General features: G+C 40.1%; 17 protein-coding genes. 10 read left to right on the forward strand and 7 right to left on the reverse strand.

Annotation, left to right across the window (positions count from 1 at the left end; translation table 11 throughout):
• Window positions 1-44: 44 nt before the first annotated feature.
• Together FPK91_RS17290 and FPK91_RS17295 are read right to left on the reverse strand one after the other, a co-directional pair.
• Window positions 45-2,597, reverse strand: a complete 2,553-nt coding sequence (locus FPK91_RS17290) for an ABC transporter permease (RefSeq protein WP_144212766.1) — start codon at window positions 2,595-2,597, stop codon at window positions 45-47.
• On the reverse strand, window positions 2,590-3,258 hold the full coding sequence (locus FPK91_RS17295) for an ABC transporter ATP-binding protein (protein WP_144214531.1): 669 nt from the start codon (window positions 3,256-3,258) through the stop codon (window positions 2,590-2,592). Before FPK91_RS17295 ends, FPK91_RS17290 begins: the two co-directional genes overlap by 8 nt.
• Window positions 3,259-3,643: 385 nt before the next feature.
• Here FPK91_RS17295 and FPK91_RS17300 point away from each other — a divergent pair, with 385 nt between their 5' ends.
• Together FPK91_RS17300 and FPK91_RS17305 are read left to right on the forward strand one after the other, a co-directional pair.
• Complete coding sequence (locus FPK91_RS17300) at window positions 3,644-8,923, forward strand: PAS domain S-box protein (protein ID WP_144212768.1); 5,280 nt, start codon at window positions 3,644-3,646, stop codon at window positions 8,921-8,923.
• 48 nt (window positions 8,924-8,971) lie between these two features.
• Window positions 8,972-9,991: a response regulator gene (locus FPK91_RS17305; protein ID WP_144212770.1), complete on the forward strand. Its 1,020-nt coding sequence runs from the start codon at window positions 8,972-8,974 to the stop codon at window positions 9,989-9,991.
• 131 nt (window positions 9,992-10,122) lie between these two features.
• Here FPK91_RS17305 and ygfZ read toward each other — a convergent pair whose 3' ends face one another.
• Window positions 10,123-11,088, reverse strand: a complete 966-nt coding sequence (gene ygfZ / locus FPK91_RS17310; protein WP_144212772.1) for a tRNA-modifying protein YgfZ — start codon at window positions 11,086-11,088, stop codon at window positions 10,123-10,125.
• Between the two features lie 174 nt (window positions 11,089-11,262).
• Window positions 11,263-12,492 (reverse strand): phosphoglycerate dehydrogenase, encoded by a 1,230-nt coding sequence (gene serA, locus FPK91_RS17315; RefSeq protein ID WP_144212774.1) that lies wholly within the window; start codon window positions 12,490-12,492, stop codon window positions 11,263-11,265.
• A gap of 151 nt (window positions 12,493-12,643) precedes the next feature.
• Between serA and FPK91_RS17320 the strand changes: the two genes are divergently transcribed.
• The 7 genes from FPK91_RS17320 to FPK91_RS17350 all read left to right on the forward strand — a co-directional run bounded on the left by FPK91_RS17320 (window position 12,644) and on the right by FPK91_RS17350 (window position 21,210).
• A complete protein-coding gene (locus FPK91_RS17320) occupies window positions 12,644-13,249 on the forward strand; it encodes a DUF2238 domain-containing protein (protein ID WP_144212776.1) in 606 nt (201 codons plus the stop codon).
• A 228-nt stretch (window positions 13,250-13,477) separates the two neighbouring features.
• Window positions 13,478-14,143 carry a helix-turn-helix transcriptional regulator gene (locus FPK91_RS17325; RefSeq protein WP_144212778.1) on the forward strand — a complete coding sequence of 222 codons (666 nt, stop codon included), beginning with the start codon at window positions 13,478-13,480 and terminating at the stop codon, window positions 14,141-14,143.
• Window positions 14,144-14,391: 248 nt separating this feature from the next.
• Window positions 14,392-14,844 carry a PaaI family thioesterase gene (locus FPK91_RS17330; RefSeq protein WP_144212780.1) on the forward strand — a complete coding sequence of 151 codons (453 nt, stop codon included), beginning with the start codon at window positions 14,392-14,394 and terminating at the stop codon, window positions 14,842-14,844.
• A gap of 48 nt (window positions 14,845-14,892) precedes the next feature.
• A complete protein-coding gene (locus FPK91_RS17335) occupies window positions 14,893-15,132 on the forward strand; it encodes a YgjV family protein (protein ID WP_144212782.1) in 240 nt (79 codons plus the stop codon).
• 591 nt (window positions 15,133-15,723) lie between these two features.
• The gene (katB, locus tag FPK91_RS17340) at window positions 15,724-17,187 is read left to right on the forward strand and encodes a catalase KatB (protein WP_144212784.1); all 1,464 of its coding nucleotides are present in this window, start codon (window positions 15,724-15,726) and stop codon (window positions 17,185-17,187) included.
• A 446-nt stretch (window positions 17,188-17,633) separates the two neighbouring features.
• A complete protein-coding gene (locus tag FPK91_RS17345; protein WP_144212786.1) occupies window positions 17,634-18,839 on the forward strand; it encodes an amino acid permease in 1,206 nt (401 codons plus the stop codon).
• 214 nt (window positions 18,840-19,053) lie between these two features.
• On the forward strand, window positions 19,054-21,210 hold the full coding sequence (locus tag FPK91_RS17350; RefSeq protein WP_144212788.1) for a S46 family peptidase: 2,157 nt from the start codon (window positions 19,054-19,056) through the stop codon (window positions 21,208-21,210).
• Between the two features lie 12 nt (window positions 21,211-21,222).
• Here the strand turns inward: FPK91_RS17350 and FPK91_RS17355 are convergent, their stop codons facing one another.
• From FPK91_RS17355 to FPK91_RS17365, 3 genes are all read right to left on the reverse strand, one after another.
• The gene (locus FPK91_RS17355) at window positions 21,223-21,924 is read right to left on the reverse strand and encodes a pseudouridine synthase (RefSeq protein WP_144214533.1); all 702 of its coding nucleotides are present in this window, start codon (window positions 21,922-21,924) and stop codon (window positions 21,223-21,225) included.
• Window positions 21,925-21,938: 14 nt separating this feature from the next.
• Window positions 21,939-22,643: a hypothetical protein gene (locus FPK91_RS17360; protein WP_144212790.1), complete on the reverse strand. Its 705-nt coding sequence runs from the start codon at window positions 22,641-22,643 to the stop codon at window positions 21,939-21,941.
• A gap of 132 nt (window positions 22,644-22,775) precedes the next feature.
• A complete protein-coding gene (locus FPK91_RS17365; RefSeq protein ID WP_264371768.1) occupies window positions 22,776-24,110 on the reverse strand; it encodes a Na+/H+ antiporter NhaC family protein in 1,335 nt (444 codons plus the stop codon).
• Between the two features lie 335 nt (window positions 24,111-24,445).
• Here FPK91_RS17365 and FPK91_RS17370 point away from each other — a divergent pair, with 335 nt between their 5' ends.
• Window positions 24,446-24,721 carry a hypothetical protein gene (locus tag FPK91_RS17370; protein ID WP_144212794.1) on the forward strand — a complete coding sequence of 92 codons (276 nt, stop codon included), beginning with the start codon at window positions 24,446-24,448 and terminating at the stop codon, window positions 24,719-24,721.
• Window positions 24,722-24,878: the final 157 nt, after the last annotated feature.

Below are 24,878 nucleotides of genomic sequence, written 5' to 3' on the forward strand. Positions count from 1 at the left end.
ATTGAGCTTATTCATATTCAGGCCATTACGAGTTACAGCATTCATCATAATGCCTCTTGTTGAAGGTTATGGATTAATGATTTACGGGTCTGCCAATACAGCGGGATCGCAATAGCTATCGCACTGGTTGAGAGTGCGATTAACACGACACGGCCATAAGCTTGCCAATCCCATAACATGGCAATGCTCCAACCGAATGCTTGTAAAGTGACTTTGTTAATCAATAAATAGCCCAAAACCGCCCCTGTGGGGAGCGCAACCAAACAAGTGAGTAAGACAATAAATTGCATTTGAATAAACATCATAAAGCGTAATTGAGTTTTGCTTACCCCAAGCGCATAAAGTTTGGCTAATGGGGCTTGTCGTGCTTGGGTTAGCATTAAACAAGCGCTGAACAAACCAATCGCCGCGACCATTAACGTTAGGCTATTAAGCACCATGGTTATTGAAAAAGTTTGCTTAAACATGGCAATGGCTTGCTGTTTAATTTTGGCTTGGTTATACATTTGTGCTGTTGAAATTAGCTTGCTATTAACCAGTGATTGTTCCAGCTCGTTTATATCGCCATCATAGCTGGCAGCAATACTTTTAGGTTGTTTAGGCAGTTGTAATTGTTGCCAAAGCGCCTTACCGATCACCACTTGACCTTTAGGGTTACCGTAGTCAAAAAAGATCGCGCCGATGGAAATCGTATCAGGTTTACTCGGTTCTGAAGATACTTTTGACGACATAATTGGCAATGTGAATGAATCGCCGATTTGCAGATTGTACTTAATCGCTATGGGCTCGCTTATCATCAATTGATTACCGACAATAAATTCTGCCCAAAAGTTATCTGAGTGCGCTTTTAAAGAGCTAGTTATTTTGGTCGACTGTAAATCTCTACTCACAAGTTCAACAGGCATATTTTGATAAGTGCTATTCACTGTCCACTGTGAATATACCCCAGTGACTTTGGGCTCTTTCTCTAAGAAGTGTTGAATACTGGTGATGTTCTCGCTTGAAGGCCGCATATATAAATCCGCATGTAAGCGACTTTCTAACCATGTTTTCAAGGTAACTTCAAAACTGCCCACTAAGGTATTCATTGAAATGTTAGCGGTAAGTGCCAATAACATCGCCATCATAGCTAGAGATAATGGCCCAATAAGCTCCTTGGTTTCAGCAATCATGTATTGCCATAATCCCGCAGGAAAACGCTTGGCAAGTAAACCACTGACATGATGCAATGTTAACGGCAGTAATAATGGAATAGCGACAATGACGATACCCATTAAGGCGAGACTAAACTGATATTGCTGGGTAAATGGGAACAATGCCGCAGATATTAATAGTGCCACAACAGCTATCCTAAACAATAAACGCTGAGTGCCTAATAAACTGGTCGCCTGATTATGTTTACTACCAGCACGCGCTAAAGGTTGTTCAGTTAATTGCTTATATAGAGGTAAACAGGCTAGTAACCCTGCAAGTAAGGTTAATATTAGCGCTTGAGCAAACCATGGCCATTGCCAATTTCCCGGCATGAGTCTTGCCCCATACAATTGCTCTAGTGTCATTGCGACCATGGGTTGTAACCACAAGCTCAGTTGCAAACCGAGAATAAAGCCAACAACGGAACCAATGAACACGAGCAAACTCAGCTCAGTTACTAATGCCAACATAATATTGTGCTTATTCACGCCGAGCTGTAGCAACTGCACTAACAGTTTTTGCCTTTTCATCAGACTGTAACGCACGCCGTTATAAGCAATAAATAAACCCACAACAAAGGCCAGCATGCTCATGGCATTAAGGTTTAAATGAAAACTGCGAGTCAGCTCTTGCAGAGCTTGGCCTTGGTCTTGTTCTGTTATTGTTGCTTGTTGCTGTAGGAGATCATGTTGTTTAATGCGCTCAATTAATGGTTCAGGATCATCGAAAAGAGCAATGTAGGAGAGCTTATTGGGTTGGTTTAGTAATTTTTGTGCTAATGAAATATCAGCAACAATGGCGTTGCCTAAGCCATAATCATCATCGACACTGATAACTTCCAGTTTGATACTTGCTGCGGTTTTATCTAGTGGGTTTTGCAAATAAAACCAACCATCTTTAGCCACTTTTACGGCAAAGGATTGACTCATTAATAGTACATTTTCAGCGGCGAGTACTTTTTCTAAAGGAATATTGATTGGGGCTTTTGTGTCAGCTTGCTGGCTATTTGTATGAGCTTGTAAGCTAATGGCAGCAAACAAATCACTGCCTTGGATCTGCCAGCGTTGACCTTTATCATCTGCAGCAAGGCCATTTAATACCGCTAAACCATTGCTAATACCGTTTTGACGTAACCTAAAATAGACTTGTTCATCAAGTAATCTTTGCCCTGCTGGTGGCGTTATAAGCAAACTTGCGCGTTGGCTTAATAGTTCAGTGGCTTCGCTGTAACTTCTTACCGCATTCTCATTGGTGGATTTTACCCCTATGAGCAAGGTGACCGCGAGGATGATACCAAGGAGAATTGCGCCTGCTTGCAATGGTGCGTGACGGTAGTGAGCTATAAATATTCTCAGTGAGAAAAACCATTGTTTAGCTGTAATGCCTTGAGCCGTATTACTCATGAATATGGCCTTTGTCTAAATGCCATCTGCGTTTCATATAACCTGCGCAAGTTTCACTGTGGGTTACCATCAATACTGTGGTGTTTGCAGCTTTGGTTAACTGACACATCAATTCCATGACTTGTTGACCTGCGGCTTCATCTAAATTACCCGTGGGCTCATCAGCCAGTAATAATGCCGGTTTATGAATTAGCGCTCTGGCAATGGCAACCCGCTGTTGCTGCCCGCCAGATAATGTTTCAACCGGTCTGGTTAAGATGTCTTCGATACCCAGTTGAGCAATTAACTCATCCCCCCAAGCACTCCACTTTTGATTATTGAGTTGCAATACAAAGCGAATATTGTCGATGACATTGAGCGGGGTGAGTAAGTTGAATTGCTGAAACACGATGCCGAGCTCTGAGCGTCTGAAATTGCTCCATTTGGCATCTTGCCAATTTTCAGCTTGTTGGTTCATTAGCTGTAATTGACCAGAGTCAATTCTCTCAAAACCAGCAATAATATTAAGCAGGGTGCTTTTACCTGTGCCACTAGGGCCTGTAAGGGCAATGGTGTCACCCGCAAATAGAGATAAGTCGACGCAGTTAAGTACCTGATGCAGTCTGTCCCCATCATTAAAGCCTTTGGATACTTGCGATAATTGCGTAATAACAGCTGCCATATCAGTCTCTAGTATTGCTTGTAATAACATCATCATACGATAAATAGCATGAGTTAGATCTATCTTTAACAGTAATTAAGTTTTTCTTTAGGTCTGGCTGATAATTCTGAATGTGAAAGAGAGATGTTTCGTATTTTTCACAGATACTGGTTGATTCATTTTCTATTTTTTAATTTGTGAATTACTTTTGATCATTATCGTTAAATCTATTCAAGTTAAAGCTAATTGCAATCATAGGCTTAAGCGTTATAGTAAGGATGGGTGTTTTTTAGACAAGTTAAAGGGTGTTTGTTTTCCCAACCTATCGCGAATTAATCAAAATAACTGATGTGACTTGATTAATAAGAATTTAAACAATCAGACTTTGTTAATGAGACTTGTATTTATGGATGAAAATAAGCGGAAGTTACACAGTTTTAGAAGCCGTATTTTGGCTTATATCGCGTTGCCTTTAATTCTTATTATGGCGGTGATTTATGGTTTTAACGGCTGGATTAATTACCTGCAGCATGAAGAAGACGTTTATCAACGATTAGAACAACAAGCGAGCCTTTCTGCTAATCATCTTAATTTTGTGCTGGACTCAGTGCAAAGTACGACTCGTGGATTAACGGATTATCTTACCTACGTAGATAGTGACGAAATATATGATGATGTTGAAAAAGTAGAAACATTATTAATTAATCGATTAAAGCGCAATCCTAATTTTTTTGGCAGTACCATTGCTTACCGACCTAATTTTTTAAAAAACAAACTTCGTTATGCACCTTATGCCTACCGTGATGATAACGGAATTAAAGTCATGGATATTGGCCAAGAAGCCTATGATTATACTGATGGTAATTGGAGCTGGTGGAGTGATGCTATCTCTAGTGTTGACGGTATTTGGTCTGAGCCTTATTTTGATGAGGGAGCGGGCAACATTTTGATGATTACCTATTCGCATCCTTTTGGAGATGTCAGTAATCGTTATGGCGTGGTCACTGCTGACATCGCGTTAAATGCAATGCCAGATTTGATGCGTATCCCCAGTAAAAACCTAGTGGTTTTAGATAAAAATGATAATGTTATTTTTTATGATCAACAACATAGTGACTTAAAAGGAAGTAGCGAAACCTGGCTTGCTGAAACCGACAATAATGCTGAAATTCGCCGTTTCATGTCTCAAAATATAGCAGGTCAAACGCGGGTGGAAACCACCTCAGGCGAATCTTTTCTCGTCAGTGTCGCTAATGTTCCTGTTGTCGGTTGGCAAGTGGTTATTGCCAAGAGCAACACTGAATTAAACAGCTATTTTTTAAATAACTTTTCACGCAATGCATTCAGCTTAATGCTATTGGCAATCGCATTGTTGTTAACCAGTATTTTGGCTTCGAAAAGGCTAAATAAACCGTTAGAAGAATTGGCTAATGGCATGTTGGCCTTTGGAGAGGGCAAACTCAATCGACTGGAGACTGAGAAGTATAATATTTATGAAGTTGTGACGTTATCGAAAAAATTCAACCATTTAGCAAGCTTACTTGAAGAGCGAGAGTTAGCGCTAAGGGATTCTACCGGTAGCCGTTTTGCTAGTTTAATTGACGGTATGAGTGATAAGTCTTTCTATTGTTCGCTGGATCCACAAGGTCAAATTGTGCAAGTCAGTGAAGGTGTGTTGAAAGTTCTAGGCGTTGATGCTGAGACATTACAACGTAAATATCAACGGCTGTTTACCAGTGACCCAATCAATGAATTGAATTGGGAGTATATGGAAAAGGCGCTGCAAGGAGAGACTGTACCGCCCCATGAAGTTGAAATGCTTGCTGCCAATAATAAAATACGCCGATTAGATGTTTTTATGCAGCCATTGGTTGCTGATTCTGGTGAGCTGATTTCGGTAGAAATGTTATTTACTGATGTCACTGAGCAATTTTCTGCAGCAGTTTGGTCTGATGCCGTTATTGAATCATCACCTCAAGCCATGTTGATCGTCGATGAAGTGGGCGGGATTATTTTTACCAATAGCCGTTGTCAGGATTTATTTGGCTACGACCGCAACACATTATTATCGCTTAATGTTGAGCATCTATTTCCACCGCGCTTTCGTGACAAACATGCTGCAGTGCGAGCGGCGTTTCTTGAGCAAGGTTTATCGCGCTTCAGCACCGATAAAGAAGGCTGGGTTGCTTTGCAATCCAATGGAGATGAAATACAAATCGAAGTGTGTTTATCACTACTCCCCATCGCCCATGATGGCAAAAGGCAAATAGCCGCAACCATTAGAGATCTAACCGAGCAATTAGCCACAGCTAACAAAATCAAAGACAGTGAAAGTCGTTTCAGAGGCTTGGTGACTAATATACCTGGTGCAATTTATCGAACTCGAATCGGTGAGAATTGGGTGATGGAATATGTCAGTAATAACATTGCTGACATTGCAGGCTATCCAGCTAAGGATTTTATCGAAAGTAATAAGCTGCAATACAACACTATTATCCATCCAGATGATGATTCTGCTACATTTAATGCCATCACTGATGCGATTCAATCTCAACAAAGTTTTGATGTGGAATACCGTATATATCATCGTGACGGCAGCGTTAAGTGGGTGCATGAAAAGGGTAAAGCCAGCTACGATGACGCCGGGAAACCGTTATGGTTTGACGGCAGTTTACATGACGTCACTGAAAGCAAGTTAGCGTTAGAAACGATTCAAGCGTCTAAAAAGCAACTCGAAAATATCACCGAATCTTTACCCACCTTGGTTTATCAAATGAAATGGCGCAGTGAGTCAGATAATTCATTTAGTTTTTTATCGGAAGCTTGTGTTTCTATTATCGGTTTTCCGCGTGAAATGCTGATGGATAACGTTAATTTATTGCTAGATAGAGTGATAGAGCCTGATCGCCAAGCCATAAAAGATGATCTATCAGGTAAAGACATTCAAAAAATTCAGTGGTTCCGAGAATTTAAATTTTTACATCCATCGGGTGAGGCTATTTGGTTGCAAGCCGGAGCGAAAGGGCAACGACTCAAGAATGATGAGCTGTTGTGGAATGGCTATTTAATGGATGTTACCAGCAGAAAAAATGCGGAAACAACCTTAGCCGAACGTGAGAAACACTTATCAGCTTTACTTAATACGGCTGAAATGGGCATTGTTAATATTAATCCTGACGGCGTAATCATAAATTGTAATGAACATTTTGGCCGTAAAATGGGCATGAGCTCAAAAAATTTAGAAGGTAACCTTTTCTTCGAGTTTATGTCTTCTGAAGATAAAGCATTGGTAAAAGCACAATTCAGACAGTTTACTCTTGGCGAATTTGACACGTTCAATGTTGAACCCAGAATGCTTAGCAAATCTGGTCAAGAAATCTGGATGGACATGACCTTTGCTGCACTCAAAGATGACGATGACAAAGTGATTTCTGCGGTCATTTCTATGGCGGATATTACCAGTCTTAAAATTGTCTCCACAGAACTGAAACAAGCGAAAGATGAAGCTGATGCAGCCAGTCAAGCTAAGAGTGACTTTCTAGCCAATATGTCCCATGAAATTCGCACACCCATGAATGCCATTATTGGGATGTCTCACTTATGTTTGCAAACTGACTTAAACAAGAAACAGCTCAATTTTGTGGAGAAAATTGAGCGAGCATCAAAATCCTTATTGGGCATTATTAATGACATCCTCGACTTCTCAAAAATTGAAGCCGGAAAAATGGAAATTGAAATCGTGCCTTTTCAACTCGACACCATGCTTGAAGATTTAAGCGACATGTTTGCCATAAAAGCCGCAGATAAACAACTGGAGTTATTATTTTCTGTGGCGCCGAATATTCCCAGCCATTTAATGGGCGATCCGTTAAGAGTGAGCCAGGTACTCATTAACTTAATGAATAATGCGATTAAGTTTACTGAGCGAGGTGAGATTATTCTCTCCATTGAATCACTTGAGCAAAATGGTGAAGAGTTAGAACTTAAGTTTAGTGTTCGGGATAGTGGTATTGGTTTAACGCCAGAGCAATGTAATAAATTATTTAAATCCTTTAGTCAGGCTGATACATCGACGACTCGAAAGTACGGCGGTACAGGTTTAGGTTTAGCGATATGTAAGCAGCTAGTAGAGCTTATGGGCGGCCAGATCGGCGTTGAAAGTAAACGTGGTGTGGGGAGTACATTCTTTTTCACTGTGAATGTACATCAAGCGGATAACTTGCAACTCAAAGTGGCTCAAGAATTAGAAGGAATGGAATTGCTGGTAGTTGATGATAATGCCACAGCAAGAGATATTTTACAGACTATGCTTCTTAGTATGGGCTTTAAAGTGACGGTTGCTAAAGACGGTACTGAAGCGATATCAATGTGTCATGCGAATCAATACGAACTCGCATTAATTGATTGGAAAATGCCAGGGTTAGATGGCTTACAAACGGCAGAAACCATTATTAGCCAAAATGCTAAACCGCCGTTGACTATTATGGTTTCCGCCCATGCTACAACCGAGTTTACCGATAGTATTTCTAATTTAGGCATCAATGGCTACATCACGAAACCAGTAAGTGCATCACGATTACTTGATGCGATTATGTCGGCGCTGGGTAAACAAGGTCATATACCAGTAAGAGCTAAAGACACCAATTTAAGCGCTGAAGTTTTGCTGCAATTATCAGGTAAGAAAATTTTATTGGTTGAAGACAATGACATGAACCAAGAAGTCGCCACTGAATTTTTAGAGCAAGTGGGCATTGAATTAACGATTGCTGACAATGGCCAGATAGCCTTAGATAAACTGGCATTAAATAATAGTTTCGATCTCATTCTAATGGATTGCCAAATGCCGGTAATGGATGGCTATTCTGCAACTGAGCAAATAAGAAAGAACAAAGCTTTTGATGGCTTACCTATTGTTGCTATGACGGCGAACGCTATGGCGGGTGATAAAGAGAAGTGTCTCAATGTTGGGATGAACGATCATGTGGCTAAGCCCATAGAAGTCTCTTTGCTATATCAAACGTTATTGAAGTATTTAAGCCTTAATACCATAGAGGCTTCAGTAGAGTTAATTGATGTTAACCATGCTAATGATGTTGAAAGTTGGCCACAACATCCTGATATTGATGTGGATAGGGGACTGCAACTGGTTCAAAACTCAGCTAGATTGTATCGTAAAATATTAACCCGTTTTACTGAAGGGAAGCGCCATATCGCTGACGATATTACTCACGCTATTGATGAGAACAATCTTGAGGATGCAGTGCGTTTTGCGCATACCTTAAAGGGCTTATCAGGTAATTTGGCGAGTCAGAAGTTGTCAGATTTAGCTCGAGACCTTGAGAGTAACCTAGTTGACGAAGCTGAGTATCAAGCGGATCTCGTAGCGATTGATATCTTGGTTCAGTCCATTTGTGATGCTATCGATATATGGCTAGATATAGATAGTCCTGTGCCATCTACAGGAGTTGATTTACTCAGTAATGAGGACTTTGCTGAATTACTGGATAAGTTAATCGTTATGTTAGATGAGGGTGATGCCAGCGCAACAGACAGCATTGAAGATATGCAAAGCAAGGTTAACGAACAAACCAGATTGCAACTAAAACCCATTGGAAAAATGATTAAGAGTTATCAGTTTGAAGAGGCTATGGAATTAAGCCAACAACTGCGTCAACGTTTTGCATAAACCACGCAAAGTGGTTGCGCACTAAATTTGATTTAGATAGGAAATAACATGGAAAAAGCGACAGTGCTGATAGTGGATGATACCCCTGAAAATATTGATATATTGGTGGGTATTCTTGGTGGAGATTACAACATTAAGGTCGCAATTGATGGCCCTAAAGCACTTGTTCTTGCTGAGAAAGCATCGCCGGATCTCATATTACTTGACGTGATGATGCCGGGGATGAATGGCTACGAAGTGTGTAAAAAGCTTAAGAGCGAACCGTTAACCTGTCATATACCAGTTATTTTTGTTACTGCACTGGCTGACTCTGAAGATGAAACAAAAGGATTTGCGTTAGGGGCCGTGGATTATATTACCAAGCCTGTGAGCCCCGCAGTGGTGCAAGCGCGGGTGAAAACCCATTTAAGTTTGTACGATCAGAAAAGGTTACTTGAATCACAAGTTGCACTGAGAACGAAAGAGCTGAACGATACGCGTTTTGAAATTATTCGTCGTTTAGGTCGAGCTGCAGAATATAAAGATAATGAAACAGGGTTACATGTTATACGCATGAGCCATTATGCGCGTTTATTAGCTTTAGCGGCTGGCTTCACACCAACATTTTGCGAATTACTCTATAACGCTGCACCAATGCATGATATTGGCAAAATAGGCACCCCAGATTCTATTTTGAGAAAACCCGGAAAATTAGATGCTGATGAGTGGCAAGAAATGCAACTGCATGCATCGATAGGGGCTGAAATTATTGGCGATCATGACGATCCCTTATTGCAAATGGCTAAACGCATTGCCATTAGTCATCACGAAAAGTGGGATGGTTCTGGCTACCCTTATGGAATATCCGGCGATGACATTCCAGTAGAAGGTCGCATTATTGCTATTGCAGATGTGTTTGATGCGTTGACCTCAGCAAGACCTTACAAGAAGGCTTGGAGTGTCGAAGACACCATCGCACTTATTGATAGTGAATCAGGTAAGCACTTTGACCCTAAACTAGTTGAAAGGTTTAAATCGGTTTTAGAAGACGTGAAACGAATTAAGTCAGAAAATGAAGAGACATTTTAAGTTTGTTTTTGTCTAACTTTAAAGCTTTTTTTAAATGAAAAGGCTTCTTGAAACGAAAAGGCTGAAAAGAAATAAACAATCTTTTCAGCCTTTTTTTTGTACCATTTTTACACCATTTTTACAAATGGGTATTAAGTTTTTTCTTCTAATGAATAAGGCAACTGCACAATAATAAGTTCACTTTGGCAATCATCTTTAACTCTTAATTTCGCATCAGCTTGGGTATCATTTGCCAATACCGCTGTCATAAGAACCTGACCATTATGCTCGACAGATTCAAGTACCTTACCAGCACGTAAAAAGCCGTCATCAGTAACTAGTTCTAATTGCGTATCACTACTCACTTTTTCAGAAGCGCTACCCGATACAATATACAGTGCTCGCTTATTACCACCGCGATACTTCATTCTCGCAATAGTCTCCTGACCCATGTAACAGCCTTTTTCAAAGCTGATGCCGTTAACAGCCTGTAAATTACACATCTGAGGTACAAACTCACTGCTGTGCTTGTCGTCGATATTAGCGTAGCCCGATAAAATTTCTAATGCCTGCCAAGGTTGGCTACTGGTAAGTGGTTGCGTTGATGCCGTAACTAATTGCTGCGCTTTTTCTGAAGATGAAATAACCATAAATCGGTCGCCATCTTTTAAAATAATACTGGCATCGATATGGGTGACTTCTTCGCTAATTTGACCGAACTGTTGCTCAATAAAATCAGCAGCCTTTGTGCCAGCGAAGCCTAAAATAACTTGATTAGCGCTAATGTCAGTGAGTTCAGCTTTACTAAATACAGCGTATTTTTGCCATGAAGCCAAGCTTAAGGGTAATACAGCGGCCGGCATTAATACAAATAGGCTATCAGCGATAGTATAGGTTCTGAAGCTAGCAATCATTTTTCCTTTAGGGTCGCAATGAGCACCCCAGCGCCATTGAGCTTCAGTCAATGAAACGATGTCTGTAGTGACTTGACCATGGATAAAAGTCTTGCCTTGCTCACCGGTGATTTCAATTAATCCTAAATGGGTTAAGTTTGAAACAAGTAGGTCAGGTGTCGAGGCTAAGTAATCCCAATGAGGTTGAGTGGTTGCGAGTGTCATAAAATGATCCCTAAGGTGAGCAACAAAGATAGGCTTTGAGTGTAACGGAATTCATTAACGCTCAAAAGAAAAAGCTATCTTCATTTGAATGAAGATAGCTTTAGTTCACAATTTAAGCGCTAGATAACCGTAACGATAAATCGTTATAGGATGGCCGTTTAGCTAGACTGTTGATTAAAACAATACACGGGTACGAATGGTACCTTCAATAGCTTTTAATTCACCCAAAGCCTGTTCAGCTTGGTTAGAATTAACTTCCATGACTACGTAACCAATTTCAGCAGTCGTTTGCAGGTATTGAGCTGCAATGTTAATGCCTTTTTCTGAAAATGCTTGGTTAATCTTGATCAACACACCAGGACGGTTATGGTGAACATGCAATAAGCGTGAAGTGCCTTTATGTTGAGGTAAAGAGACTTCAGGGAAGTTTACTGCTGAGACCGTTGAACCATTATCAGAATATTTAGCAAGTTTACCTGCTACTTCAATACCGATATTCTCTTGAGCTTCAGCTGTACTACCACCAATATGCGGGGTAATAATGACGTTGTCTTGGCCTCGAAGCGGGCTAATAAATTCGTCATCATTCGACTTAGGCTCAACTGGGAATACATCAATTGCAGCGCCAGCAAGGTGACCTGATTTTAATGCATCAGAAAGTGCATCAATATCAACAACGGTTCCGCGAGATGCATTAATAAAGATGCTTTTAGCTCGCATCTGTGCAAATTCAGTCGCACCAATCATATTCTTAGTCTGTGCTGTTTCAGGCACGTGTAAGCTGATGACGTCAGCTTCATTCAATAGGGTTTCCATTGAGTGAATTTGACTGGCATTCCCTAATGGGAGTTTGTCTTCTATATCGAAAAAGACAACACGCATGCCGAGGGTTTCAGCCAAAATACCTAATTGGGTTCCAATATGGCCGTAACCAATTACCCCTAAGGTTTTACCGCGTACTTCATAGCTGCCACTGGCACTTTTTAACCAACCACCACGATGTGCGTGTGCATTACGTTGAGGAATACCACGCATCAGCATGATTATTTCACCAAGCACGAGCTCTGCAACACTTCGAGTATTAGAAAATGGCGCGTTGAAAACGGGAACACCTAATTTCTCTGCGGCGGCAATATCGACTTGGTTTGTACCAATACAGAAACAACCCACAGCGACTAATTTCTCAGCATGATTTAACACTTCAGCAGTTAATTGAGTGCGGGAGCGTAAGCCAACAAAGTGTGCATCTTTAATCGAACGCAACAATTCATCTTCAGGAAGAGACGCTTTGTGGTATTCAATATTAGTGTAACCGGCGCGCTTTAGTACATCGACTGCAGTTTGGTGGACGCCCTCCAACAGCAGGATTTTTATCTTATCCTTGTCAAGCGAGTGTTTCGCCATGATATGGGTACCCTCTTATCAATAGTTATGCTTATGTTATGCTGATATTAATGCCCAACCAAAATAGCATTTTTTTTTGCCATTGTAGAGGGCTAGATGGCTAAAGTTTATATTCTAATTCTAGAACAATATCATCTAAGAGGAATTTAGTTTGAATAAGAAAATTATATGGGTTGTGATTTTCGCCGCAGTGCTGCTTTGGTCTGTTAGTTCTCCTAAAGATATGTTTACTTGGTGGTTAGAGGCACTTCCTGCACTTATTGCTTTGCCAATACTCATTCTTACACGCAAGAAATTTCCGTTAACACCGATGGCATACATATTAATTTTGGTACATTGCTGTGTTCTTATGGTCGGGGCTAAATACACTTATGCTGAAGTGCCTTGGTTTGATTGGTTAGCAGAAGTCATGGGCAGTGATCGTAATAACTACGACAAAGTCGGTCATATTGCACAAGGCTTTATTCCGGTGATACTTGCTAGGGAAGTGATGTTAAGGAATCACGTTTTGCAGCCTGGCTATTGGTGTCAGTTCCTATCGGTATGCTTTGTGCTGGCATTTTCTGCTTTCTACGAATTGATCGAATGGTGGGTTGCGATAGGCACGGGTGAAGACGCTGAAGCATTTTTAGGTACCCAAGGCTATATTTGGGATACGCAGTCAGATATGTTTATGGCGCTCTTGGGTGGTATTAGTGCATTAGTATTGCTCACTAAGTGGCATAATAAGCAGTTAGCATCACTTAAAAGTATGTAAAGTTAAGTTTTTTAAACTGTAAAAAGCTAATATCGTCTGATGTTATGTGCTATGAATATATGATTCAAGTGGAATTAATTTACGAATTAATACTTTAGAATGATAAAAATCCCTTATGGACTAGTTTAAATATACTATTATTGCATATTGTTATTGATATGTTATTAGTTTTTCAGGAAGAAACTCGTTTACTCGAGAGTTAAAGGATACTTTTCAGGGAGAAAAGTAATGAATTCGAATATAGATGAATTAGTCTTCTTACATCAAATTGCAGCACCTTGCCATCTGGCCATTCTCGCAGAATCTATAGGCCTAAAAACCCGCACTGTTAAACATGCGAGTGAACTTGAAGTTGAGAAAAATGCTAACTGTTTCTATTTTATCGCGCAAAAGGGCGCCGCTTTAGACAGCAAAGGAATACCATTGCTTGTTTCTCGTTTAGTGAATCATGTGCCCGTTGCACTTTATCAAGTAGAGCGAGGTTCACTGGATCAAGAATCTGCACTTTTATTAGGTGTAAGGGGCTTACTCTATGCGGATCAGCGTATGGATTTAATGTTAACAGGTCTGCGTAAGATGGTTGCGGATGAGCTTTGGTATGACCGTCCATTGATCAGTAAAATATTCCGCCGTTTAGTGCAGAAGCTAGATGCAAACACTGAAATTCCACCAGATACCGTCGCGATGTTACAAATGCTGACGAATCGAGAAAGAACGATTATTCAGCTTGTTTCAAGCGGTGCTAGAAATAAAGAAATTGCTCATCGACTTTGTATTAGTGAACATACGGTAAAAGCGCATATCTCATCTATTTTCCGTAAAACACAATCACGAAATCGTGTGGAGTTATTACGTTGGGCGCAGACTTATCATGCTCACTTTGAGTTTGCATAAGGTAAATTTACGTAAGCCTAATTAGATACATATAAAAGGGAGCATAAGCTCCCTTTTATATGTATGGATGTGTCCCGTCCTGAGATAAGTCTCCAAAGTGTCAACTTATCTCAGGACGGGACAGTTAAATGTGTTTTAAAAGGGATGGCTTGCCATCCCTTTTTTTATGGAAAACTTTTATGGAAAAACTTTAAAGTTAAATTGCTTGGCAGTAGACTGATCTTATTAGAAATTATAGGACGTAATTAATGAGTATTTGGTTTAGAGAAGTGACTCTTGAAGATTGTGCCAAAATGGATTCTGGTATCCATGGAAAAGGGACGTTAATGAAAACCCTTGGGATAAAAATTACCGAAATCGGTAATGATTATATGGTCGCAACAATGCCAGCGGATCCTGCTGTTCATAACCCGTTGGGAATCGTTCATGGCGGCGCTAATGTTGCTCTTGCTGAAACTGTTGCCAGTTACGCTGCCAATTTTGTGGTTGATTTCAATAATTTTTACTGTGTTGGCCAAGAGATCAACGCCAATCATTTAAAGGCGTCACGTAATGGCGAATTAGTTGCAACGGCTAAACCGGTTCATATCGGTAAACGTAGCTCAGTTTGGGAAGTATTAATTAAAAATAGTGCTGGTGAACTTTGTTGTATCTCACGGATGACTGCTGCAGTGGTTGCACGAAAAACAACGGCTAAATAACTAAAATTTTACTACACTGACTTAAGAAGTTAATTACAAGGATATTGTATGGAAACTGCAACAATATGGGAATGGGTCGGTTATTTAGCGTCGGTTGTTGTCGCGATTTCATTGATGATGTCAAACATTAAAAAGTTACGCTGGTGGAATCTAATCGGTGCAGCACTTTTTGTGGCTTACGGTTTAGCGATTGATGCGTTACCGGTTGCGCTGGTTAACTTTTTTATTGTATTAATCGATATTTACTATTTAGTAAAACTTTATAAAGAGCCAGAAGTTAAGACATAGTTCAAGTCTGAGGGAAGCTAATATCGCTCATTACAGCTTAATAGCTGTTGTATATAGAAAGCCAAGTGATACCATCATTTGGCTTTTTTTGTATCCAATAGGGCTATTAATCGACAGAGGAAGCTCTACGAACAAAGCGCCATTAAGTCGAAAGTACTCTACGTAAAAATCGCCCTTTAATAGAAATGTTTCAAGCACAATTTTTACATATAGCTCTATGATTAATAAGGTATACTTATCAATAGAGCCTTTCCTTGTATTTCAATTTCCTAGCATTGATCTTCTTATAATGGCTGTTCAAACATTCTTGAAAGTGATTACAAAGTAAAGATATGTAATTAATAACCTCTTTTTTATTATGGTCATGTATATTTCAAAAGATAACAATAATGTGTGGATGAAATAGTGTTGTAGATTAAGTTTTTATAAACGCTTTTTTAGATTGTTATTATCTATTTTAATCGTTTTATTTTTTTGTTTTTTCATCCTATTATTATTCCATCAACAAGACACAGCAGCCAGGAGCATATCGTGGCGACAGTATTTGATTTAATTGAGCAGTGGCTAGACGTCACAAATCAGGAGTAACAAATGAATAACACCAATTACCTAACCAGCCAGAATGGTGCCCCAGTTGCTGATGACCAAAACTCATTATCTGCCGGTGAACGTGGTCCATTATTATTACAAGATTGGCATTTAATTGAAAAACTAGCTCATTTCAATCGTGAGCGAATCCCTGAGCGCGTTGTGCATGCAAAAGGCACCGGTGTATACGGTACATTCACTTTAAGTAAAGATCTAAGTGAATACACTTTGGCTGATCATTTCAATGGTGTTGGTAAGCAAACAGAAACCTTTATTCGCTTTTCTACTGTAGGTGGCGAGATGGGTAGTGCAGATGCTGAACGAGATCCTCGTGGTTTTGGATTACGTTTTTACACTGCTCGTGGTAACCATGACATTGTGGGTAACAACACTCCAACTTTCTTTTTAAGAGACGGTATTAAATTTCCTGATTTTATTCATACTCAAAAAAGAAACCCACACACTAATTTGAAAGATCCACAAGCAATGTGGGATTTCTGGTCATTAAACCCAGAAGCAATGCATCAAGTGACTATTTTAATGTCAGATCGCGGTATTCCAGCCAACTATCGTCAAATGCACGGTTACGGTTCACATACTTTCTCTTTCTGGAACACCAAGGGCGAACGTTACTGGGTTAAGTTTCATTTTAAATCGCAACAAGGCGCAGTTAACTTAACAGCTGAACAAGCTGATATTTTAAAAGGGGTTGATCCTGATTCATCACAACGAGATATGGTTGCGGCAATAGCTGATGGCAATTTCCCAAAGTGGACTGTTAATGTGCAAATCATGCCAGAAGCTGATGCAAACGATTATGCTATTAATCCGTTTGATTTAACTAAAGTTTGGCCACATGCAGATTATCCACTGATTGAAATCGGTGAGCTTGAGTTAAACCGTATGCCTGAAAACTATTTTGCAGAAGTAGAACAGGTTGCTTTAGCGCCAAGTAATTTGGTGCCTGGCGTCGGTGCTTCACCAGATAAGATGCTTCAAGCACGTTTGTTCTCTTATGCAGATGCGCAACGTTACCGTATCGGGACTAATTACAATCAATTACCTGTAAACTGTCCACATGCTGCTAAGGCAAATCATCATCAACGTGCAGGCGCTATGGCCGGTACACAATGCCCGTATAATGGCAGTCAAACAGGTGCTGATTCAAGCGCTAATTATGGTCCAAGTACCGCACCAGCTGCATTAATCGAACCAAGCCAGTTTGTAGAGCCGCCATTAAGACTGGATGGTGAAGCAGATCGATATAGCCGTTATGATCAAGATGATTATACTCAGGCTGGTAATTTGTATCGCATCTTTAGCGAAGAAGAAAAACAACGTTTGGTTGAAACGATTGCAGGTACACTTAGTCAAGCAAGCGAAGATGTGCAAGCTAGAATGGTTGAGCATTTCTTAAAAGCTGATAGCGATTATGGTCAACGCATCAAAACACTTTTGGACGCATAATGGTCGGTAATTTGATTGTTAAGGTATTAGATAAGTAAATACCTGTTGTGAACTATGTAAAAGGAAGACTTAGGTCTTCCTTTTTTATTTATCTTTTTTTATTTATCTTTTTCTGGTTTAGCTGCATAGTCAATATTCTCATCATTTCATTCTTAGACGAGTTTTTTTATAATCGGTTTACACATGATGTCCAAATCAATATAGCCTTTCGAGTCGTTCACTACCGACAAACCTTACCTGTACAGGTGTAATGCTACGCCATTGCAAAATTCTTGCGTTAAAATATTTAACAGGTTGTTGCGTAATTGTTTATTAACGCGCTTGTAGGCCTTTAAATTCGTAAGGCTCTTGCTAGAGCTAATCTCCTTCTGATACTGTCGAAATTGACCATATCAATAAGACTTGGCATAACCACCAATAAATAATAATTATACGGGACTCATCTTTTGAACTTAAAAATGCTTGGCTCAATCGCCATTGTTGCAGGAACCGCAATTGGTGGAGGTATGTTAGCTTTACCTCTTGCAACTGCTGCGCTAGGTATTATGCCTGCAATACTTTTACTGGTAGTTATTTGGGGACTATCAGCTTATACATCATTACTGATGTTAGAAATTAATTTGCGTACTGGTGTGGGTGACAATGTCCACGCCATTACAGGAAAAACCTTGGGTAAGGTTGGGCAACTTATTCAAGGTGGTTCATTTTTAAGTTTGTTATATGCTCTGACAATGGTTTATCTGATGGGCGGCTCATCATTACTTGAGTCTCGATTAGAGCCATTGCTTGATGTTGATATGAATAACCAAGTGTCAGTATTACTATTCACCTTAATATTCGGTGGTTTGATCGCTGTTGGTGTTAAGTGGATTGATAAAGTTTCCCGCGTGTTGTTCACTGCTATGGTTATCTTGTTGGTTTTGGTGGTCGTTTTCTTATTGCCTGAAGTTAATCTTGTTGCCTCGTTAACTAACTTTTCTGCTAATGTTGCCGAAGGGGACAAGCTAGACCAACTCTGGTTAGCTGCGATTCCTGTGGTATTTACCTCATTTGGTTTTCACGTTTGTATCGCTACCATCGTGCGCTACTTAGAAGGCGATGCTGTTTCTCTTCGAAAAATTCTATTAATTGGTTCTACTATTCCGCTGGTTTGCTACATTCTTTGGCTGTTAGTGACATTAGGTACTTTAGGCGGCGAGACGGTACACAGTTTTGCGGGTTCGCTCCCTGTTTTAGTCAATGCATTACAAGGGATTGCGCAATCTGAAATCGTTAGCCAGTTCATTGATTTATTCGCCAACCTTGCTTTAGTGACCTCTTTCTTGGGTGTCACCATGAGTCTATTTGATTATGTTGCAGAGCTAACTAGAGCAAGAGATGATGCTGCGGGTCGAACTAAAACATGGTTAATTACCTTCGTACCACCAGTATTATGTGCATTGTATTATCCTGATGGTTTTTTCCAAGTATTAGGTTTTGCTGCAATACCTTTGGTAGTGATGATTATTTTCCTACCGATTGCGATGGCGTTAAAACTGCGTAAACAGCAATCTGATTGTTATGAAGTGAGTGGTGGAAAACTTGCTTTAGGTATTGCAGGCATATTAGGTTTACTGATTGTTTTGGCACAGCTAATAGTAGCTTCAAGCTAGGCTGACAACAAATAAGTACGCATTTATGGAATGCTTTGTAACTGAGTTTTACAAGGACTATTTCTATACTAAATTAATATGATAAAGTCAGGCTATAAGCCTGACTTTTTTTATACGTAAAATTTATAAATTATTATAGATTGATGTGTAATCATAAATTGAAAAGTTAAAAAGCGCTTTTTTAGTTAACGATATAATAAATGGAATAATAATAATGAATAAGTGGTTATTAAGTGCTGCTATCTTGGCAAGTTTTACCAGTCAAGCAGACGAAGGAATGTGGCAACCGTATCAGCTACCAGCAATGGCAGATGAGCTTAAAGCAAAAGGGCTAGAGATTGATGCAAAATCGATTTCTAAATTAACCGAGTTTCCAATGAATGCCGTCATCAGCTTGGGTGGCTGTACAGCATCATTTGTGTCACCTAAAGGCTTAGTAGTAACAAATCATCACTGTGCTTATGGGTCAATTCAATACAACTCAACACCTGAAAAAAACCTATTAAAAGACGGTTTCCTTGCTAAGTCTTATGATGAAGAACTGCCAGCAACGCCGGGTTCACGCATTTATGTGACTGAAGCTGTCACCGATGTCACCGCAAAAATTAAAGACGGCGAAATGAACAAAGTCGGCAATGATTTTTATAAAGGCATTGAGCAAAAAGAGAAATCATTAGTTGCCGAATGTGAAGCTGAAGATGGTTATCGTTGTAAAGTGTATAGCTTTCATGGCGGCCTTGAATATTACCTTGTTAAGCAGATGGAAATCCGCGATGTACGCCTAACTTACAATCCTGCTGCAAGTGTGGGTAAATATGGTGGCGATATTGATAACTGGATGTGGCCTCGCCATACAGGCGATTTTTCTTTCTATCGTGCCTATGTAGGCAAGGATGGTAAACCAGCTGATTTCAGTAAAGACAACGTCCCTTATGAACCTAAAAGCTTCCTTAAAGTATCAGCTAAAGGCGTAAGTGACGGTGATTTTGTTATGGTCGCTGGTTATCCTGGCCGTACCAATCGCTACCGCACCGCGAATGAAGTTGAAAATCAGTTTGAGTGGGCTTATCCGGAAGGTAAAGTGCTGCGCGAACGTTTGATTGAAATCATTAAAGATACTGCGCCAGAAGGCAGTGATGAACGCATTAAATATGAAAGCGCCATTGCTGGTTTAGCCAATTATGCTAAAAACTTCACTTCCATGATTGAATTCTACGGTAAGTCACCGATGCTAGATGATCGTAAAGGTCTAGAGCAAAAATTGGCAAAATGGATCAATGCTGATAAAAAGCGTAAAGCCAAATATGGTGAAACATTAGCGCAGTTAGATAAGCTTATTGGTAAAGACCAACAAGGCCAAGAACGTGATTTATTGCTTAGCTACATGGGTTACTCAACCATGATGAGTACCTCTGAGCGTCTTTATCGCTTAGCCCATGAAAAAGCTTTACCTGATATGCAACGCGAACCAGGTTACCAAGATCGTGACATGACTCAGTTCACATCAAGCATGGAGCGTATTGACCGTCGTTATGCTGCTAGTGTTGATAAAGCCATGCTTGCAGACTTAATCACACGTTATGCTGCACTGCCAACTTCTGAGCGTTTAGCTGATTTTGACAAAGTGTTTTCAATTGGTAAAAACTTCGATGAAGCTAAACTGATGAAAACCCTTGATAGCATGTATGCCAATACCAAACTGTCAGATAAAGAAGTCCGTTTAGCCTGGATGAATAAGTCGGTAGCAGAGTTTAATAAGTCGAAAGATCCGTTTATTCAATATGCTGTAAAAACCTTCAACGAGACTATGAAACGCGAAGAAGCTCAAAAGCAACTTGCTGGTGACTTAATGAAAGTGCGTCCACAATATATGGATGCCATTATTGCTTATAACCGTGAACTGGGTAAGCCCGTTTATGCTGATGCTAACTCAAGCTTACGCGTGACTATTGGTAACGTTAAAGGTTACTCGCCACAAGATGGTTTAGTGGCTGTACCATTCACCCGTCTTGAAGGTATTGCTGCTAAAGATACTGGCGCAGATCCGTTTGATGCCCCAGCCAAACAGCTTGAGCTTATTAAGCAAAAGCAATACGGCGATTACTACGTAAAATCATTGGATTCAGTCCCTGTTAACTTCTTATCGACCTTAGATACCACTGGTGGTAACTCTGGTTCTCCAACCTTAAATGGTCGTGCAGAATTGGTAGGTTTACTGTTCGATGGTGTTTACGAGAGTATCATTGGTGACTGGGGTTATGATCCTGAAAGTAACCGCTCTATTCAAGTTGATAGCCGTTATATGCTTTGGGTAATGAAGTATCTAGACAATGCAGAAAACTTGTTAGAAGAGATGGAAATCGTAAAATAATGTGAGTGGCACTTACAATTTAAGTAAGTGCTTTAACGTTGCTAATTCTGCGGCCTCTAGAGGCCGCATTTTTGTTTCTGGTAAATCACTTAGCTGACAATTCATCATGCTAATACGCTGTAAATCAACCACATGATAGCCAAGCGCTTGAGCCATTCTGCGGATTTGACGATTGAGCCCCTGGGTTAAGGTTATTTCAAACTGACTGTCGCTGACGATCGATACAGTGCAAGGCTTAGTGGTGACATTTCGGTAGCTCACACCTTGGCTCATCAATGCCACAAAGTTTGCGTCTAAAGGTTTGTTTACGGTTACCCGATAAACTTTCTCATGGCCAAATTCAGGGTGCATTAATCTATGAGTCAGGGCACCGTCGTTAGTGAGTAATAATAATCCGCGCGAGTCTTTGTCTAATCGACCCGCGGGATAAAGTCTTGGAGATGCAGGGAGTAGATGGACTAGGCTGGCTGGTAAATCGGGTAGTAAACGACAATCAATACCCACGGGCTTGTGGTACAACCAATATTCTTTGGCCTCCACTGGAGCTATGGCTTCACCATCAAGTAAAATGTTGGGATTAATTTCGTTTGAGAAAACTCTATCGAGCGCAGATGCGACTTGACCATTTAAGCTAACTCTACCGGCTGCAATCAATCTTTGTGCTTGGCGACGAGAGCAAATACCACAATGAGCTAAATATTGTTCTAAACGCATTTTAGAGGGCAATGTTAGCTTTCCGCTAATGATAGCTGAGAGAAATACTTTTGCTGAACGCTGATCATATCTCTCATATTGAGCGCTAGCACAACACACCATAAGATATTGGTTTGTGTCAGGATCCACATAACTAAAGAAACCCAACAGATATCATTGACCGCATGGGTGCAGGGATCAAAATCTAGTGTTGTCCAATTGAGTAAATACATTAAGGCGACAGAAAAAACTAAGCCAACAACGGTTAAGCCAAAAAGGGAGGTAGATAGAGAACTATTCTTACGAAAGTAATCAATAAAACAAAAGCAATGCAGCATGAAGGTACAGATTAAATAACCGGTCGAGAAAAAACGGTGTTGTTCTAAAAAGTTGATTGGGAAAATACCAATAAGGATAATTAAGCCGCCAAGAGCTGCACCTGTGATGGTAATAATACGGCTATAAAAATCATCAAATACATAATAACGGGCTAGCATTGCTAACAGTAAACAAGCACCACCGACAACGAGCGACATGTTATAAACAATGGCTAATGGTGACGTCATATAATCGCCTAAGGTATCAGCTCGGATACTCAATGGGCTAACGCCTAGACGAGACACTTCAGCAACTAAAGAGGCTCCAATTCCAAGCCCGCTAATTACTGCAGTCGCTAACGACATGAAAATAATCATTAAATGTAAATCGTAATGTTTATTTGACTGGTTCAACTGAGTCATGTCGCGCATATAGAAAGAATGTTAGCTACAGATTATCATTTTTTAGATGAAATATTTACCAAAAAATAAACCTGATATCGATAGCCATTATCTAGCGTATATCAGGTTTTAACTATTTTGATGTTTATTTAATTAGCTGCGTTTACGCAAAATCACAATTGATATAGCGACTACAGCAAGGATCATACAGTACCAAGCATTTGAAATAGCAGCGATAGGGCTAATAGCAAAAGTCGAAGCGATTAATAATGCTTGGGCGCCGTGGGGAATAAGTCCCTGAATAATACAGGCAAATATATCTAAAATACTGGCTGATCGTTTTGGCTCAACACCGTGTTTTTGAGCAAGGTCTTTAGCGATATCACCGACAACAACAATGGATACTGTGTTATTGGCTACACAGGTATTCGTCGCTGCGACGATACTGGCAATGCCTAACTCAGCAGCGCGAGGTGAAGTACCGCCTTTGGCTTTAGAGAAGCGAGTAATCAGTGATTCAATCTTTTGACTCACAAAGGCTAAACCACCTTGTTGTGTCATCAATGCGGCTAAACCACCTACTAACATCGACAAAATGAAGATCTCTTGCATGTTGGTAAAACCGGTATAGATATCTTGGCCAAACTGAATCACGCTGTAATCGACAGTAAATAAGCCGGTAGTACCCGCTAATAAAATACCTACGGTTAACACCACAAATACGTTAACACCCGATACCGCTAAGAACAGAATCGTAAGGTAAGGAATGACTTTCACAAAGTCGATTTCTTGTGCAACGACTTCAGCTTGTCCTTGACCTGCGAAAGCAAAAAGAACCAATGTGATTGCTGATGCAGGTAAGGCAAAGATTAAGTTCTCTCGGAACTTGTCTTTCATTTCACAGCCCTGAGTACGAGTTGCGGCAATGGTGGTATCAGAAATAATCGATAAGTTATCACCAAACAAAGCACCCGACATCACGGCGCCAGCCATTAATGCATAATCAATTTGTGCCTGGTCAGCTACGCCCAAGGCAATAGGTGCTACAGCAGCAATTGTGCCCATTGATGTGCCCATTGCTGTTGCAATGAAAGCGGCTATGACGAAAAAACCTGGTAGCAATAAGGTCGATGGGATCATCGATAGACCTAGAGCCACAGTGGCATCAACACCACCGGTTGCTTTTGCTACAGAAGCAAAGGCACCCGCTAATAGATAAATAAGACACATAGCAATGATATTGCTGTGGCCAATACCGGCGATGAATGTATCGATAGATTGATTTAGCTTTTGCTTAGAAAGTAACAGCGCCAAAATAATCGCAGGTAAAATAGCGATAACACTTGGTAGTTGATAGAAGGCAAAATCTACCCCCTGGCTTTGAAAATAGACCCCAGCGCCAATGAATAATGCTAGAAAAGCAAAAAGTGGCAATAAAGCAACAAAGGAGGCAGGGCTTGTGGCCGGTTTATTTGTTTGTGTCGTCAAGTTCGTCTCTCTTATTGTCTTATTCAATTTAATTATTGTTATTCGTTCTACATCAATAGACAACGAGTTAATTAGCAATCCATTGTATTTGCCAGTTGTATTATGATGACTTATCCAATTGAGGCAAGCATAGGAGATATACAATTTTCTGTCAATATAGACGTCTAGACTTCTTTGCTTCCAAAGGTGTTTTTACTTAAGTGGTTAATGCTGGTCACATAAATTACCCCGTACGACATACACACTGTTAACTTTTGGCGCTTTCTGGCTCGTTTTTTGACCTTAAGAAGATGCTCTAATACTATAAATCTTTTTCTATAGGATCGTTGCCGAACATGAAGCCTGATAGAAATACTGCAATGCAGCAGCTTATCGATCAAGTTAAGCAAAATTTTCCATTAGATAACCCAGAGCTAGCATTATGTGGACCCAACAACACCTGTATCGGTTGTCCTAAAAAGCTATTAGAGATAGTAGACAGTGAAGTGGCTTATTGGCAGTCATCGCTTGAAAATAACAATACACCGAGCTTGGGTGATTTAGATAAATTTGCCAAGTTGTGTAAAAATGTTCATCGCGGCCTAAAGCGAAATGGACTGTTTAATCGATAGCGATACAAATGGTTTTTAGAGATGTTTTTAAAATTAAAAAACGTTAGCTAACTCTTTATCAGCTAAACCAGTTCAATAAAAAGCCCGCAACCCATATCCTGAATATCACTAAAGCATAAACAGTATGAGCCACGGGCTACTTTCTTTTACCAGCTAA

The organism is Shewanella donghaensis (assembly GCF_007567505.1).
GTDB lineage: Bacteria > Pseudomonadota > Gammaproteobacteria > Enterobacterales > Shewanellaceae > Shewanella > Shewanella donghaensis.